Raw genomic sequence first — 16,448 nt, 5'->3', positions numbered from 1 at the left:
TTGAAAACTTTTTCGTTAATTCATTATTTTAAGTATAAAATTGACAGAATTAAAAATAACCTATATCTTTATTCGGAAAACAATATTTACGACATCCCCAGAATGAAAAGAAAAGTAACTTTAAAGCAAATAGCCAAAGAACTGGATGTGTCCATATCGACCGTTTCCAAATCGTTGCGAAACAGTATGGAAATTAGTGAAGACACGCGTCAAAAAGTACAAGCATTTGCCAAGTTGTATAACTACAAACCCAACAATATCGCTCTTAGTTTAAAAAATAAAAAGACGAAAACGATTTGCATCATTATTCCTGAAATCATACACCATTTTTTCGCCACCGTCATCAGCGGTGTAGAACATGTGGCCAATGAAAACGGATACAATGTTTTGGTGTGTTTGTCAGACGAATCTTTTGACAAAGAAGTAATTAACATGGAAATGTTGGCCAATGGCAGTATCGACGGTTTTATCATGTCATTATCCAAAGAAACACAATTAAAAAAGGACTTTCATCACATTACCGAAGTAATCAACCAAGGTATGCCGGTTGTCATGTTTGACCGAATCACCAATGAAATTTTATGCGACAAAGTAATCATTGACGACAGCTTGGCTGCCTTTAATGCCACGCAATATTTTATTGATAAAGGTTTCAAAAAGATTGCCTTAATCTCAACGGTCGACTATGTCAGCGTAGGCAAATTAAGAACAGAAGGCTACATCAAAGCCTTAAAAAACAGCGACCTGAAAGTTGACGAAAATTTGATCTTGAAAATTGAAGATACTGAAAACTTCGAAGACAGCATCGCCAATCTTTTGACAAACAACGAAATTGATGCTGTTTTTGCCGTCAATGAATTGTTTGCAGTCACTGCCATCAAAGAAGCACATAAATTAGGCAAAAAAGTCCCTGACGATATTTCTGTAATCGGATTTACCGACGGAATCATTTCGAAATATTCCTCTCCCAGCATCACAACAGTGAGTCAAAACGGCGTAAAAATGGGCGGCAAAGCAGCCAAAATGCTTATTGAAAGATTAGAAGCAGAGGAAGAAGAGGAAGAACAATACCGAACAGAAGTAATCGAGACCGAATTAGTGGAAAGAGAATCTACCAAGTAAAGATTTCTTATCAACAAAAAACGTTTGCGTTACCTTCTAAACTCATTTTTTTGGGGTCGGATGGTCACATTATAAATTCTTTATTATCTTTACCGCAATTATCAAAGCTTATACTTTTACTTCGAACCCAATTAAGTTTTGATAAGCAAATCGCTTATCGTATTATAAATCAATACATTACGATAAATGGAAAAGCGTAAGTTAAGTTTCTGGGAAATTTGGAACATGAGTTTCGGTTTCTTGGGAATACAGATGGGTTTTGCCCTTCAAAATGCTAATGCCAGCAGAATTCTTCAAATTTTTGGTGCCGATGTTCATGAATTATCATGGTTTTGGATTATTGCACCTTTAATGGGATTGATTGTCCAACCTTTAATCGGTCATTACAGCGATAACACTTGGGGAAAATTCGGGAGAAGAAAACCGTATTTTTTAACCGGTGCTTTATTGGCCTCCATTGGTTTGATATTGATGCCGCAAGCCGAAATTTTCATCGCTTTCATGCCGGCCTTATGGGTTGGTGCCGGAATGCTAATGATTATGGATGCCTCATTCAACATTGCCATGGAACCTTTCCGAGCCTTGGTCGGCGACAATTTAAGAGCAGACCAACACACCTTGGGCTTTAGCGTTCAAACGGCTTTAATAGGCATTGGTGCCGTTGTAGGTTCTTGGCTCCCTTACGTGTTAAACGAATGGTTTGGCATTAGCAATCAATCTACCGCTGACTCGGCAGTTCCCGACAACCTAATCTATTCCTTTATCATCGGTGCCTTAATTTTAATTGGCTCTATCGTAATAACAGTCATTACCACAAAAGAGTATTCTCCGGAAGAATTAGCCCAATTTCGAGATGAAAAAGAACATCTTGAAGCCATGGGTGAAGAAAAAGAATCCAAACTCTCTGATATTTTTACCGACTTTGCCAAAATGCCGGAGACCATGCGTCAGTTGAGTTGGGTACAATTCTTCTCCTGGTTCGGACTATTCGGCATGTGGGTATTCACTACGCCTGCCATCGCCCAACACATTTACGGCTTGTCTGTTGGCGATACCAAAAGTCCTGAATTTCAATCGGCCGGAGATTGGGTCGGAATCATTTTCGGAGTTTACAATTTTGTTTCAGCTATTGTAGCCTTTCTTCTTCCTTACATAGCCAAACAAATCGGTCGAAGAAAAACACACGCCTTATCCTTGGTTTTGGGTGGAATCGGATTAATTTCAATGTACTTTATGCCTAATAAAGAAGCTTTAATCTTCTCTATGGTATTGGTCGGTTTTGCATGGGCGAGTATCTTAGCCATGCCTTATGCCATATTAGCCGGTGCTATTCACCCGAAAAAAATGGGCGTTTACATGGGAATTTTTAACTTCTTCATTGTAATCCCTCAAATTATCAATGCTTTAATCGGCGGTCCGCTGGTAAAATATGTTTACGGCGACCACGCTATCTATGCTTTAGTAATGAGCGGCGTAAGCTTTATTATTGCGGCCTATTTAGCCCTTAAAGTGAAAGACAGTAAAGACACTATTTAATGAGTAAAAAAGCATTTATATTCGATCTCGACGGCGTAATTGTTGACACGGCTAAATACCATTTTTTAGCGTGGCAAAAATTAGCTCAGGAATTGGGCATCGAATTTACCCCCGAACACAACGAAGAATTAAAAGGAGTCAGCCGCGTTCGTTCCCTTGACATTATCCTGGCTTTGGGCAATATTGAAGCCTCTCAAGAAGACAAGAATAAATGGTTGATTCAAAAAAATGAAGATTACTTATCCTACTTGGTCGATATGGACGAAAGCGAAATATTGCCCGGAGTATTGCATGTACTCGAATTTATAAAAGAAAAAAAACAGCTCATCGCTTTGGGTTCCGCCAGTAAAAATGCACGACCCATTTTAGAAAAAACCGGAATCTTGCATTTTTTTGATGCTATTGTTGACGGAAACGATGTGTCAAATGCCAAACCGGATCCGGAAGTGTTTCTCAGAGCCGCGCAATTACTGAACGTGTCCAACGAAAACGCCATCGTTTTTGAAGACAGTGTAGCCGGAATTCAAGCCGCCAACATCGCCAACATGATTAGCGTAGGCATCGGAGATGCCACGATTTTACATGAAGCAAAATATAATTTTAAAGATTTTACGTTTATGGATTTGGCTTTTATAGAAGCCTTCATCGACTAAAAATTGAATGACAAAAGGACAATAAAAAAATTACAATGAACCAAGATTATATCAAACCAGACAACTGGTCGATTATTGAAGAAGGATTTGATTTAGACAGAGTGAAATCCTCGGAAAGTTTATTCAGTATTGGTAACGGTGCCATGGGGCAACGTGCCAATTTTGAAGAATTCTATTCAGGGAAAACCTTCCAAGGAAGCTACATAGCCGGTATTTATTATCCGGACAAAACCAAAGTGGGTTGGTGGAAAAACGGATATCCCGAATATTTCGCTAAAGTGTTAAACGCCCCGAATTGGATTGGCGTTTTAGTCGAAATCAATGGCGAAACACTCGATTTAGCGTCTTGTAAAGTGTCTGATTTCAAACGGGAACTGAATATGAAAGAAGGTTGGTACCATCGCTCGTTCACCGCACTTTTACACAACGGTATCGAAGTAGAGGTCAACGTCAGACGATTTTTATCTTTAGATATGGATGAGTTGGGTGTCATCAAATACGAAATCACGCCGAAAAATCAAGATGCCACTGTCGTATTCAAGCCCTATTTGGATGCCGGTGTACACAACGAAGATGCCAACTGGGAAGAGAAATTTTGGGAACCGTTACAAACGCAACACGATATCAACGAAGCTTTTGTGGTAGCGCGCACGTTCAAAACCCATTTTGAAGTCGCCACTTTTATGCACAACAGCATTTACCTCAACAACGAAAATCAAAATGCCGAACCGGTATTTACCGATACCACTTCTGATAAAGTAATTTTTACCTACGAACAATTGGTTCCCAAAGGACAAACCATTGCACTTCAAAAACTGGGCGGTTATACCGTTTCTATGAATCATGCTTCGGCCGACTTAATTCCGGCAGCCCAAAAAGTGATTCAAAAAGGACTGGCCTTGGGTTATGACAGTTTGTTACAAAACCAAATTGACGCTTGGGCGAAAATTTGGGAGATGAGCGACATTACTATCGAAGGCGATGTCAAAGCACAGCAAGGGATTCGTTTCAACATTTTCCAATTGAATCAAACCTACTTAGGAAAAGATTCCCGCTTAAATATCGGACCAAAAGGATTCACCGGAGAAAAATACGGCGGTTCCACCTATTGGGATACCGAAGCCTATTGTATTCCGTTTTATATGGCTACCAAAGACCAACAAGTCGCCCGAAATCTATTGGCGTATCGTTACAATCAATTGGATAAAGCTATCGAAAATGCAGCCAAATTAGGTTTCAAAAACGGTGCGGCTCTCTACCCTATGGTAACCATGAACGGGGAAGAATGCCACAACGAATGGGAAATCACCTTCGAAGAAATTCACCGAAACGGCGCTATCGCTTTTGCTATTTTCAACTACTACCGATTCACCGGTGATTACAGTTATATTCCCGAAAAAGGATTGGAAGTGTTGATTGGCATCGCTCGTTTTTGGCACCAAAGAGCGACATTCTCTACCTACAGAAATCAATATGTGATTTTGGGTGTGACCGGTCCGAATGAATACGAAAACAACGTCAACAATAATTTCTACACTAATTATATCGCCAAATGGTGTATCGATTACGCCATCGAGCAAATCCAAAAAGTAAAACAAGAATACGCTTCTGATTACGCCAGAATCATGAGCAAAGTCAATTTAGACGATGCCGAAATGCTGCATTGGAAAAAAGTGGCCGACCACATGTATTTCCCGTATTCGGAAGAACACGGCGTATACTTGCAACAAGACGGTTTCTTAGATAAAGAGTTGGTCAAAGTACACGATTTAGACAAATCGCAACGCCCAATTAACCAAAAATGGTCTTGGGACCGAATCCTGCGTTCGCCTTATATCAAACAAGCCGACACGCTGCAAGGTTTCTACTTCTTTGAAGATCATTTTACCAAAGAACAATTGGAAAAACACTTCGATTTTTACGAGCCGTTTACCGTTCACGAAAGTTCGCTATCGCCTTGCGTACACTCGATTCAGGCCGCTGTTTTGGGCCGAATGGAGCAAGCGTATACGTTCTATTTAAGAACCTCGCGTTTGGACTTAGACGATTACAACAAAGAAGTCGAAGAAGGCTTACACATAACGTCTATGGCCGGCACTTGGATGAGTATCGTAGAGGGCTTCGGCGGTATGCGGGTTAAAAATAATACCTTACATTTCGAACCGAGAATCCCTAATGAATGGAACGGTTATTCGTTTAAAATCAATTTCAGAAACCAAATTCTAAAAGTTTCGGTTCACCAACATGAAACCAAATTTACGTTAGAAGGCAATTCCCCGATTACCGTTTTTGTCAACGGCAAAGCGGTTTTGGTGGAGCCGAATAGTTTGGTGACGGTATAATTAAAATTATCAAACCCTTTCGGATACTACTCTGAGAGGGTTTTTTATTTAGCGATTCTATTTGATCAACCCGGCATTGTGAGATTTCTCTCCATGGTCGAAAAGAAAAAAACAACAAAATGAAAACCTAATACAATGAAAAAACTTCTTTTCTTTCTCCTGATTTCCGTCTCGGCTTTGGCTCAAATAGACCGAGTAGAACCGCCTTTTTGGTGGAACGATATGACCCATACCGATTTACAAATTCTGTTTTACGGCAAAAACATTGCTCTAAACGAAGTCACCGTTTCTAACGGAATTAGTATCAAAAGTGTTCAAAAAACCGAAAACCCGAATTATTTGTTCGTAACCATCGATACTAAAAATGTTCCGGCCCAGGACTTGGTGTTCACTTTCAAAAACGGCAAAAAATCGTTCACCCAATCCTATGTGCTGAAATCAAGAAAAGAAAACTCCCGCTTCCGCAAAAGTTTCGACAGTTCGGATGTGATTTATCTCATCATGTCGGATCGATTTGCCAATGGAAATCCCAACAACGACAGCAACGACAAACTTTTTGAAAAAGCCAACCGCAGCAATAAAGACGGCCGTCACGGCGGCGATATCGAAGGGATGATCAAAAACCTCGATTACATTCAATCGCTTGGTGCCACTGCCGTTTGGCCGACGCCGCTTTGCGAAGACAACGATGAGCGCGGCTCGTATCACACCTACGGCCAATCGGATGTGTATAAAATTGATGCGCGTTTCGGCACCAATGAAGATTACCTGCGCCTGAGTGCCGAATTGCATCGACGCGGCATGAAAAACATTATGGATTATGTGACCAATCACTGGGGTTACAAACACTGGATGATGAACGACTTGCCGACACGCGATTGGTTGCATCAATGGCCCGAATTCACCCAATCCAATTTCAGAATGACAACACAGTTTGATTCGAATGCCTCTCAAAGCGACTATCAAAAATGTGCCGATGGTTGGTTTGTAAAATCGATGCCCGATTTGAATCAATCCAATCCTTTGGTACTGAACTATTTGATTCAAAATGCGATTTGGTGGATTGAATACGCCGATTTAGATGGCTTCCGCGTTGACACCTATTCGTACAACGACAAAGAAGGTATTGCCAAATGGACCAAAGCCATTACCGATGAATATCCGAATTTCAACATTGTAGGCGAAGTTTGGATGCACGACCAAGCGCAAATGGCGTATTGGCAAAAAGACAGTAAAATTGGCGCCATTCAGAGTTACAACTCCTACTTGCCGAGCGTCATGGATTTTACATTGCACGATGCCATTAACGGTGGTGTTTTCAACGAAGACAAAGCTTCCTGGGATAGCGGAATCATCAAACTTTATGAAAATTTCGCCAACGATTTTCTGTATCCGAACATCAATAATATTTTAGTTTTCGCCGAAAATCACGACACCAATCGCTTTAACCAAGCCTATGGCAGCGACTTCAAAAAATACCAAATGGCCATGACTTTAATAGCTACCATTCGCGGCATTCCGCAAATTTATTACGGTTCCGAAATCGGTATGGCCGGAGATAAAGGTGTCGGTGATGGCGACATTCGCAGGGATTTCCCCGGTGGTTGGCAAGGTGACACCAACAATGCTTTTACCAAAGAAGGGCGAACCAAATTCCAGAACGAATTCTACGATTTCACAGCCAAATTATTCAACTGGAGAAAATCAAAAGAAGTCATCCATACCGGAAAAACAACCCAATACGTTCCCGAGAACAATGTATACGTGCATTTCCGTTACAACGAAAAAGAAAGCGTAATGGTCATCCTAAACAATAGCGACGAAAAACAAACACTAAAAACCGCACGATTCAAAGAAAACATTAAAAAGTTGTCCATAGGTAATGACGTCCTGAGCGGTCAGCGATTTGATTTGACCAATGATTTGACACTGGAACCGAAATCGGCTTTAATTTTAGAGTTAACCCAAAGACCTGTCCGATAATCCCGCATGAAAAAACTATTTTTATTACTATTTCTATCCGCTGTTACCTTCGCCCAAAATGCGAACCGAAACTATGTGTCCCACAGTTGGAAAAACAACTTGTTGGAAGTAAAAACCTCAGACGGCACCTATCGCATCAAACCGTACTCGAATAAAATCATAGAAACTTCATTTGTGCCCAACGGAGAAGTATTCAATCCTAATTCGCATGCCGTTATCAAAACTCCCGAGAAAGTCAAGGCTACGGTATCGAAAACAGCAGGTTCCGTTTCATTGGCCACGCCGGACCTCATGGTTGTGATTAATAAATCGCCTTTTAAAATCACTTATTCCAACCAAGGTAAAGTGTTGCTCTCGGAAAAAAACGGTTACCTCAAAAAAGACAGCACCGAAGTGCTGCAATTCAACCTCGACAATTCGGAAGTGTTATACGGCGGTGGTGCCCGTGCTTTGGGCATGAATCGTCGGGGCAATCGTTTGGCCTTATACAACAGAGCCCATTATGGTTATGAAACCCGAGCCGAATTGATGAACTTTTGTATCCCACTGGTTTTGTCTTCCAAATTATACGCCGTACACTTCGACAATGCCGCGATTGGCTACTTGGATTTAGACAGCAAAAAGAACAATACGTTAGAATACGAAACCATTTCGGGACGAAAGACCTACCAAGTGATTGTAGGCGATACTTGGGACGATTTGATCTCCAATTATACCGATTTAACCGGAAAACAACCCTTACCGCCGAGATGGAGCTTTGGCAACTTCTCAAGTCGTTTTGGCTATCGCTCTCAGGAATCTTTAGAAGGAACGATTCGCAAATTTGAACAGGAAAACATTCCGGTCGATGCCGTTATTTTGGATTTATTTTGGTTCGGAAAAACCATAAAAGGCACTATGGGCAACCTCGATTGGGACACCGATAACTTCCCCAATCCCGAAAAAATGATGGCCGATTTGAATGCCAAAGGCATCAAAACCATTGTAATTACGGAACCTTTCATATTAACCACTTCCTCCAAATGGCAAGAAGCAGCCTCTCGAAATATCTTGGTACAGGACAAAGAGGGCAAACCGGCCACTTGGGATTTTTATTTCGGCAATACCGGTGTGGTTGACATTTTTAAACCCGAGGGCAAGCAATGGTTTTGGAAGGTATACCAACGACTCATCAATCAGGGCGTTGGTGGTATGTGGGGCGATTTGGGCGAACCCGAAGTATTTCCGTCTAAAGTCATTACCGCAGCCGGCAAGGCCGACGAAGTACACAATATTTACGGACATCATTGGGCGCAATTAATCGCCGAAGGGTACCAAAAAGATTTCCCTAACCAACGTCCTTTTATTCTGATGCGCGCCGGCTATTCGGGTTCACAGCGATTTGGGATGATTCCGTGGAGCGGCGATGTTTCTCGCAGTTGGGGCGGCCTACAATCGCAAATGGAAATTTCTCTGCAAATGGGAATGCAAGGCTTGGCGTACATGCATTCTGATTTGGGCGGATTTGCCGGCGATTACAACGATAACGAGTTGTATTTGCGCTGGTTGCAATACGGTGTTTTCAACCCGATTTTCCGTCCGCATGCACAAGAGGAAGTCGCTTCAGAAATTGCACGAAAAGACATCGTTACTTTGGCTAAAGCCAAAAAAGCAGTGGAACTACGTTACCAACTATTGCCGTACAATTACACGTTGGCTTTCGACAACAACCAAAAAGGAACACCGTTCATGCGACCGTTATTCTTTGAAGAACCAAACAATGAAAAATTGCTCAACGAAAAGGAAAGTTACCTTTGGGGTGATGCCTTTTTAATCAAACCGATTACCAAAGCCGGTGTCACGACAACCCAAGTCTATTTTCCGAAAAGCAGCAATTGGTTCGATTTTTATTCGGGTAAAAAATACGCCGCCGGTTCGACCGAAACTATAACGGTAGCCGAAACTTCGATTCCGACTTTCGTGCGAGGCGGTAGTTTTGTGCCGATGATTGAGACGATTCAGAACACTACAAAATATTCCCTTAACAAGTTCAACTTGCATTTTTATTTTGATGCCACCGTAAAAACGTCGACCGGAAAAGTATACCACGACAACGGCGAAACACCGCAAGCTTTTGAAAAAGGGCAGTACGAACTATTGTATTTCAACAGCAATAACAATGGCAAAGAATTGATGCTGAAATTCACTTCAACCGTTGGTAAAAACTACAGTGCGACTGACAAAAATGTGACGGTACTCGTGCACAACATCAAGGCCAAACGTGTTTTTGTTAACGGACAAGAAGCAAGCTTCAAAACCACCGACGAAACTTTATCCCTTTCGGTAACCTGGAAAAAAGGCGCAGCGCCCGAAATTAAAATTGAATACTAAACCTATGAAAAATATCCTCCTTACCCTATCGGCTTCGCTCCTATTGTTGGGTTGTAATTGTACCAAAGAAACAGTAAAAAAAGAAGCTCCGACCACTCAAACGCCATTTGTTTGGGAAAGTGCCAATGTCTATTTTCTTTTAATTGACAGATTTCAAAACGGAAATCCCAACAACGATAACATCATCAACCGTAACAAACCTACCGGAAAACTTCGTGGTTTTGAAGGCGGCGATATCCGCGGGGTGATTCAAAAACTCGACGAAGGCTATTTCACCAATTTAGGCATCAATGCCATTTGGATGACACCGGTGGTAGAACAAATTCACGGTTCGGTAGATGAAGGCACCGGAAACACCTATGGTTTTCACGGGTATTGGACTAAAGATTGGACCGCTGTCGACCCGAGTTACGGCACCAAAGAAGATCTGAAAGAGTTAATCGAAAAAGCACACGCCAAAGGCATCCGAATTTTATTAGACGCGGTTATCAATCACACCGGACCGGTTACGGAACTCGACCCCGTTTATCCGAGCGATTGGGTTCGGACTTCGCCTAAATGTACGTATCAATCGTATGATACCTACATCAATTGCACCTTGGTGGAAAACTTGCCCGATGTAAAAACCGAAAGCAATGCTAATGTGGCTTTACCGCCAATGCTGGCAGAAAAATGGAAAAAAGAAGGTCGCTACGACCAAGAAGTAGCCGAACTGGATGCTTTCTTCAAAAAAACCGGCTATCCGAGAGCACCGAAATATTACATCATGAAATGGCTTTCGGATTATATTACCGATTACGGTATAGACGGTTACCGGGTAGATACCGCCAAGCATACTACCGAAGACGTTTGGTCGGATTTTAAAAAAGTATGTGACTTGGCTTTTGCCGAATACAAAAAGAACAACCCGAAAAAAGTCTTGGACAACAACGGTTTCTTTACGGTTGGTGAGGTTTACGGTTACAATATCGGAGCCAAAAGACTTTACGATTTTGGCGATAAAAAAGTCGATTATTATGCCAATGGGTTTTCCGGTTTAATCAATTTCGATTTCAGAAATGAAGCCAAGATGGGTTACGAAGAATTGTTCTCTAAGTATGCCAACATTTTACAAAACGAGCTAAAAGGTCATACCGTCATGAACTACACGACTTCGCACGATGACGGGTATCCCTTCGACAAAAAAAGAGAACGCGTTTTTGAAGCCGGAACCAAATTGTTGCTGGCTCCGGGAATTTCACAAGTGTATTACGGCGATGAAACGGCACGTCCGTTGGATATTGAAGGCGCACAAGGCGATGCCACGTTGCGTTCGTTTATGAATTGGGATGATTTGCAAATCGACCGCATTAAAAACCAATTGTTAATGCACTATCAAGTATTGGGTATGTTCCGCAAAAACCATCCCGCTGTGGGCGCCGGCGTTCACCAAATGATTTCAGCTTCGCCCTATGTATTCAGCCGAAGTTATACCAGCGGAAATTTCAGCGACAAAATAGTGGTAGGTTTGGATTTACCCAAAGGGAAAAAAGAAATCGCTGTGGGGACCATTTTTGCCAATGGCTCTAAAGTCAGAGACACGTATTCGAACACGGAAGCTACCGTGGAAAACGGAAAAGTGACTTTAGAAACCAATTTTACCTTAGTTTTGTTGGAGAAACTATAATCATGCTCAAAATAGGTCATCGCGGTGCGAAAGGCCATGCGCCCGAAAATTCGTTGGTCTCTTTCCAAAAGGCTATAGAATTGGGCGTGGATATGATTGAGTTGGATGTCCGACTCAGTTTGGATAAAGTTCCGATAGTTATCCATGATGAAACCATTGACCGAACCACTTCGAAAACCGGATTGGTAACTGATTACAGTGCCAAAGAATTACGACAAGTAGACATTCCTACTTTACTAGATGTATTTACATTGGTTAATAACCGTTGTGAAATTAATGTGGAACTCAAAACCTTTTCGGCTACGCAACCTGTTTTGGATTTGATAACCCAAAGCACCTTCGACAAAAGCAAAATCCTCATTTCCAGTTTCGATTGGAATGCCTTGCAGGAAATCCGTTTTCACGACGAAACCCTTAAAATAGGCGTGTTAACCGAAACTGATTTGGACTTGGCATTGGCTTATGCCAAATTCATCAAAGCCTACTCCATTCATCCTTACTTTCATTTACTAACGGCTGAAAATGCCGCAAAAATCAAAGAAAAAGGATTTAAAATTTTTCCGTGGACGGTAAATGAGCCCGAAGATATTACCTTTGTTATATCCTTAGGAGTAGACGGCATTATTACTGATTTCCCGGAAAGACTATGAACGCAAAGTATGACATTATCATTGTAGGCGGCGGCGCAGCCGGTTTTTTTACCGCTATCAATATCGCAGAGCAAAATCCGAAGCTGAAGATTGCCATACTCGAACGCGGCAAAAACGTATTGGAAAAGGTGCGTATTTCGGGCGGCGGACGTTGCAATGTGACCCATGCGTGTTTTGTGCCGAATGAGTTGGTCAAGTTTTACCCTAGAGGCGAAAAAGAATTGCGCGGTCCGTTTCATCAATTTTGCTCGGGTGACACCATTGAATGGTTTGAAAAACACGGTGTCGCATTAAAAATTGAAGATGACGGGCGCATGTTTCCTACTTCTGATTCCTCACAAACCATCATCGATTGCTTTTTGGGCTTAACCCGGAAACTAAAAATAGAAGTCTTAACCGGTCAAAGCGTTCAATCGCTTTTTCATGGGGAAAACTTTTGGAAAGTCGAAACCCATCACGAGACTTTTTCGTGCCAAAAAGTAGTACTGACTGCGGGCAGCAACCCTAAGATTTGGGAGCTGCTTGCCGGCATGAACCATACGATTGTCCCTCCGGTGCCATCGTTATTTACCTTTAATATCAAAGATGCCCGCATCAAAGATTTGATGGGTGTTTCGGCTTTAGCTCATGTGAGAGTCAAAGGCACCAAATTAGAAGCTTCAGGACCATTATTGATTACGCATTGGGGAATGTCAGGACCGGGAATTTTGAGGCTTTCGGCATGGGGCGCCCGACTATTGGCAGAGAAAAACTATCAATTTGTATTGGAAGTCAATTGGCTTAACGACATTACTGTTGAGGAAGCGATGGAAACGCTAAAAGAACTCAAACAAGAACATGCCAAGAAAGCAGTGAGTAAAAAATCGCCTTTCAAGTTTCCCAATCGGCTGTGGGAAAGTTTGGTGTTGGCTTCCGGCATTTCAAACGAAACCAAATGGGCTGATTTGTCGAAAAAGCAACTGACCGATTTGGCCAACCAACTCACCCATGCCCATTTTCAGGTGAACGGTAAAAGCACCTTCAAAGAAGAATTTGTAACGGCGGGTGGCATCGATTTACGGGAAATTAATTTCAAAACGATGGAAAGTAAATTACACCAAAACCTCTACTTTGCCGGAGAAATTGTCAATATCGACGCCATTACGGGCGGATTCAACTTTCAGAACGCTTGGACCGGCGGATTTATAGTAGCTCATTCCATTACAGCATCATGAAAAAGATTATCTTATTAGTAGCCCTGTTCCCGTTATTGGTGAGTTGTGGCTCCTCAAAATCAAATGATTATCAACTGACTAAAAACTATATTCCGGACAATCCTGCGTTGTACCGGACTATTGTTAAACAAGACAGCATTTTCTTTGATGCTTACAATCATTGCGACACAAAATTTGAAGTCTATGCTGATTTCTACACGGAGGACATCGAGTTTTACCACGATCAAGGCGGTTTATCCCATTCGAAAAAAGACATCCTCGAAGGAACCCAAAAACACATTTGTGGTAAAGTCACGCGAGCGCTTGTTCCCGGTAGCATAGAAGTGTATCCTATTAAAGAGTATGGCGCTGTAGAGATTGGTCTTCATTCTTTCAGCAACACTACCAATCCGCCCGATGAACCCAAAAAAGTGAGTCGCTTTACCATTTTTTGGAAACAAATTAATGGGAAATGGAAGATAGCCAAAGTGGTAAGTTTACATTAAAAATTTTCTTATGATTTTGAAGTAGTTAATTCTGAATCAGTTAAATTTGAATTTCAAATAACTGACTTATGAAACAACTTCTACTTCTTTTCCTTTTTACTGTAACGGCCAATGCCCAATTTCAAACGGCTTATCCTCCATTAGAAGTGTGTGATGACAACAATGACCAATTTGCTGTTTTTGATTTGACGCAGTTAAATTCGACCATTTTGGCTACTGTGAACCCGACTGATTATACCCTAACGTATCATGAATCTTTTGTAGCTGCTCAAAACAATACCGGCATCATTACAACACCCAATAGTTTTGTAAACACCGTTGCGGCAATCCAAACCATAGGCATTAGAATTCTAAACAATTCAACGAGCGTAGTCAATATCTCAACCGTAGATATTCGCGTTTTGCCCATACCGGTAGCCAATCCCGGAGAACTTTTCTTTTGTGATCCCACGGAGTTGGCTATCTATAATTTGGAACAGGCTGATCTGATGATAAGTAATGGTAATACCAACGTCGTTATTACCTATTATGATACTTTGACCAATGCTCAATTAGGTGTTAACCCCTTGCCAGCCGTATACATTCCTATAGTTAATCCGGGGACACAAACGCTATTTGCCCGAGTAGAAAGACCGGAAACCGGGTGTTTTGCGATTACTACATTAACTTTGAATACGCAAAATTGCTTTGAAAACTGCCAACCGCCAACGAATTTGACAGCTACCTCGATAACCAATTCCACTGTTACGCTCGGTTGGACTAGCCCGGGCACCAGCAGCACCTGGGAAGTACTCGTGCTTCCGATTGGTTCTCCCAATCCAACATCGGCAACCAACGGTATTTTTACACAAACCAATCCCTTTACGATTACCGGACTCAACCCACAAACCTGCTATTTGTTTTTTGTAAGAGCCGTTTGTGCCAATACCATAAACGGAACTTGGAGTAGTGCTCTCGAATTTTGTACTTATGATTGTACAAACAATGGAATGTGTCCCGAAAGTTTAACATTGGTTTCCTTTTTAGACATCAATAATAACGGCAGTAAAGATGTAGGTGAAAGCGGGATTGATATTGGGCATTTCGAATATGAAATTAATAACTCCGGAACAACGCTTTTCGGCTATCCTGATCATGGTGTTTTTTACATTTTTGATACCAATCCCACGAATTCCTATGACATAGCTTACTCGTTTAATACAGAATATGCGGCCTATTTCAATTCGGCAACAGCCTACACCAACATTACGTTACCTACAGGAAGCGGCAGCAATACGCTCTACTTCCCTATCCTACAGACTCAAACTCTAAACGATTTAGAAGTACGAATAACTCCAAACGGAAATCCAAGACCGGGGTTTACGTACGGTATTACCCTAGCCTATAAAAACAAAGGAACTGAAACAGTAAATACAGGAACCATTTCTTTTACAAAAAGTCCGGTAGTTTCTATAGTGAGTGTTTCGGAAACCGGCACTATTGCAACGGCTTCCGGTTTTGAGTATACCTTCAGCAATTTGTTGCCAAATGAAGAGCGTTATATTTATATCCTAATGCAAGTTCCCACGATTCCAACGGTGTCATTAGGAGACATAGTAACCCATGCGGTGAGCATAGAACCATTGATTGGCGATGCTTTTCCAAACAATAACAACGCCGGTTTATCACAAACTATTGTGGGTTCCTACGACCCGAATGATAAGGCCGAATCGCATGGCGGCAGGATTGTTTTTGATGATTTTACCTCCGATGATTATTTGTATTACACTATTCGGTTTGAAAATACCGGAACCGCTGAAGCCGAGTTCATTCGGGTAGAAGATGTTCTCGATGCCGATTTAGACGAAACCACTTTTGAAATGCTTGCTTCGAGCCATACCGTAAATACCCGACGTGCCGGCAGCCAACTGACTTGGCATTTCTATAACATTAATTTACCGCCAACAGCCACCAATCCAAACGACAGTCACGGTTATATCCATTTCCGTCTCAAACCAAGAGCGGGCTATGTCATTGGAGATATTATTCCGAATACAGCTTCGATTTTCTTTGATTACAACCCGCCTATTGTGACCAATACCTTCAACACGGAATTTGTTGAAAGTTTAGGTGTACCCCATTTTGATCAGGATACTATTCTATTGTATCCGAATCCGGCGGATGAAATGATTACCCTATCGAACACCAATGCGTCTCAAAGTATAAAATCGATAGTTATCTATGAAATTACGGGTAAACGAATTTACAACGCTTCCAATGTCTTGTCAAATGAAGTCAGCATCAATAGTTCGAATTTCGCTAAAGGCTTGTATTTGCTGGAAGTGATGACTGACACCCATCAGAAAATAACCAAAAAGCTAATTATTAAGTAGATACCGTTTTAAACCAACTAAAATTTAAACTATATTTGATAGTTCAAAAACCAAC

The 16,448-nt window shown here is 41.6% G+C and carries 11 protein-coding genes; all 11 read left to right on the top strand.

Annotation, left to right across the window (positions count from 1 at the left end; genetic code table 11):
* The first annotated feature begins 102 nt into the window (after nt 1-102).
* The 11 genes from QHT84_RS03630 to QHT84_RS03580 all read left to right on the top strand — a co-directional run bounded on the left by QHT84_RS03630 (nt 103) and on the right by QHT84_RS03580 (nt 16,393).
* Nucleotides 103-1,122: a LacI family DNA-binding transcriptional regulator gene (locus tag QHT84_RS03630; protein ID WP_283238174.1), complete on the top strand. Its 1,020-nt coding sequence runs from the start codon at nt 103-105 to the stop codon at nt 1,120-1,122.
* 186 nt (nt 1,123-1,308) lie between these two features.
* Nucleotides 1,309-2,658 carry an MFS transporter gene (locus QHT84_RS03625; protein ID WP_283238173.1) on the top strand — a complete coding sequence of 450 codons (1,350 nt, stop codon included), beginning with the start codon at nt 1,309-1,311 and terminating at the stop codon, nt 2,656-2,658.
* A complete protein-coding gene (gene pgmB / locus QHT84_RS03620) occupies nt 2,658-3,311 on the top strand; it encodes a beta-phosphoglucomutase (RefSeq protein WP_283238172.1) in 654 nt (217 codons plus the stop codon). Before QHT84_RS03625 ends, pgmB begins: the two co-directional genes overlap by 1 nt.
* Before the next feature lie 35 nt (nt 3,312-3,346).
* Nucleotides 3,347-5,653 carry a glycoside hydrolase family 65 protein gene (locus QHT84_RS03615; protein ID WP_283238171.1) on the top strand — a complete coding sequence of 769 codons (2,307 nt, stop codon included), beginning with the start codon at nt 3,347-3,349 and terminating at the stop codon, nt 5,651-5,653.
* A 135-nt stretch (nt 5,654-5,788) separates the two neighbouring features.
* On the top strand, nt 5,789-7,636 hold the full coding sequence (locus tag QHT84_RS03610) for a glycoside hydrolase family 13 protein (RefSeq protein ID WP_283238170.1): 1,848 nt from the start codon (nt 5,789-5,791) through the stop codon (nt 7,634-7,636).
* 6 nt (nt 7,637-7,642) lie between these two features.
* Nucleotides 7,643-10,006 (top strand): TIM-barrel domain-containing protein, encoded by a 2,364-nt coding sequence (locus QHT84_RS03605; protein ID WP_283238169.1) that lies wholly within the window; start codon nt 7,643-7,645, stop codon nt 10,004-10,006.
* Nucleotides 10,007-10,010: 4 nt separating this feature from the next.
* Nucleotides 10,011-11,672 carry an alpha-amylase family glycosyl hydrolase gene (locus QHT84_RS03600; protein WP_283238168.1) on the top strand — a complete coding sequence of 554 codons (1,662 nt, stop codon included), beginning with the start codon at nt 10,011-10,013 and terminating at the stop codon, nt 11,670-11,672.
* 2 nt (nt 11,673-11,674) lie between these two features.
* A complete protein-coding gene (locus tag QHT84_RS03595) occupies nt 11,675-12,322 on the top strand; it encodes a glycerophosphodiester phosphodiesterase (RefSeq protein ID WP_283238167.1) in 648 nt (215 codons plus the stop codon).
* Nucleotides 12,319-13,536 carry a BaiN/RdsA family NAD(P)/FAD-dependent oxidoreductase gene (locus tag QHT84_RS03590; protein WP_283238166.1) on the top strand — a complete coding sequence of 406 codons (1,218 nt, stop codon included), beginning with the start codon at nt 12,319-12,321 and terminating at the stop codon, nt 13,534-13,536. Before QHT84_RS03595 ends, QHT84_RS03590 begins: the two co-directional genes overlap by 4 nt.
* On the top strand, nt 13,533-14,021 hold the full coding sequence (locus QHT84_RS03585) for a nuclear transport factor 2 family protein (protein WP_283238165.1): 489 nt from the start codon (nt 13,533-13,535) through the stop codon (nt 14,019-14,021). The genes QHT84_RS03590 and QHT84_RS03585 overlap by 4 nt, the downstream gene beginning before the upstream one ends.
* Nucleotides 14,022-14,089: 68 nt before the next feature.
* Nucleotides 14,090-16,393, top strand: coding sequence for a T9SS type A sorting domain-containing protein (locus QHT84_RS03580; RefSeq protein WP_283238164.1), 2,304 nt, complete (start codon nt 14,090-14,092; stop codon nt 16,391-16,393).
* The last annotated feature ends 55 nt before the right edge of the window (nt 16,394-16,448 follow it).

Origin of the sequence: Flavobacterium sedimenticola (genome assembly GCF_030053345.1) — a bacterium.
GTDB classification, from domain to species: Bacteria; Bacteroidota; Bacteroidia; order Flavobacteriales; family Flavobacteriaceae; genus Flavobacterium; species Flavobacterium sedimenticola.
This window is presented reverse-complemented; position numbering and strand designations above follow the sequence as displayed.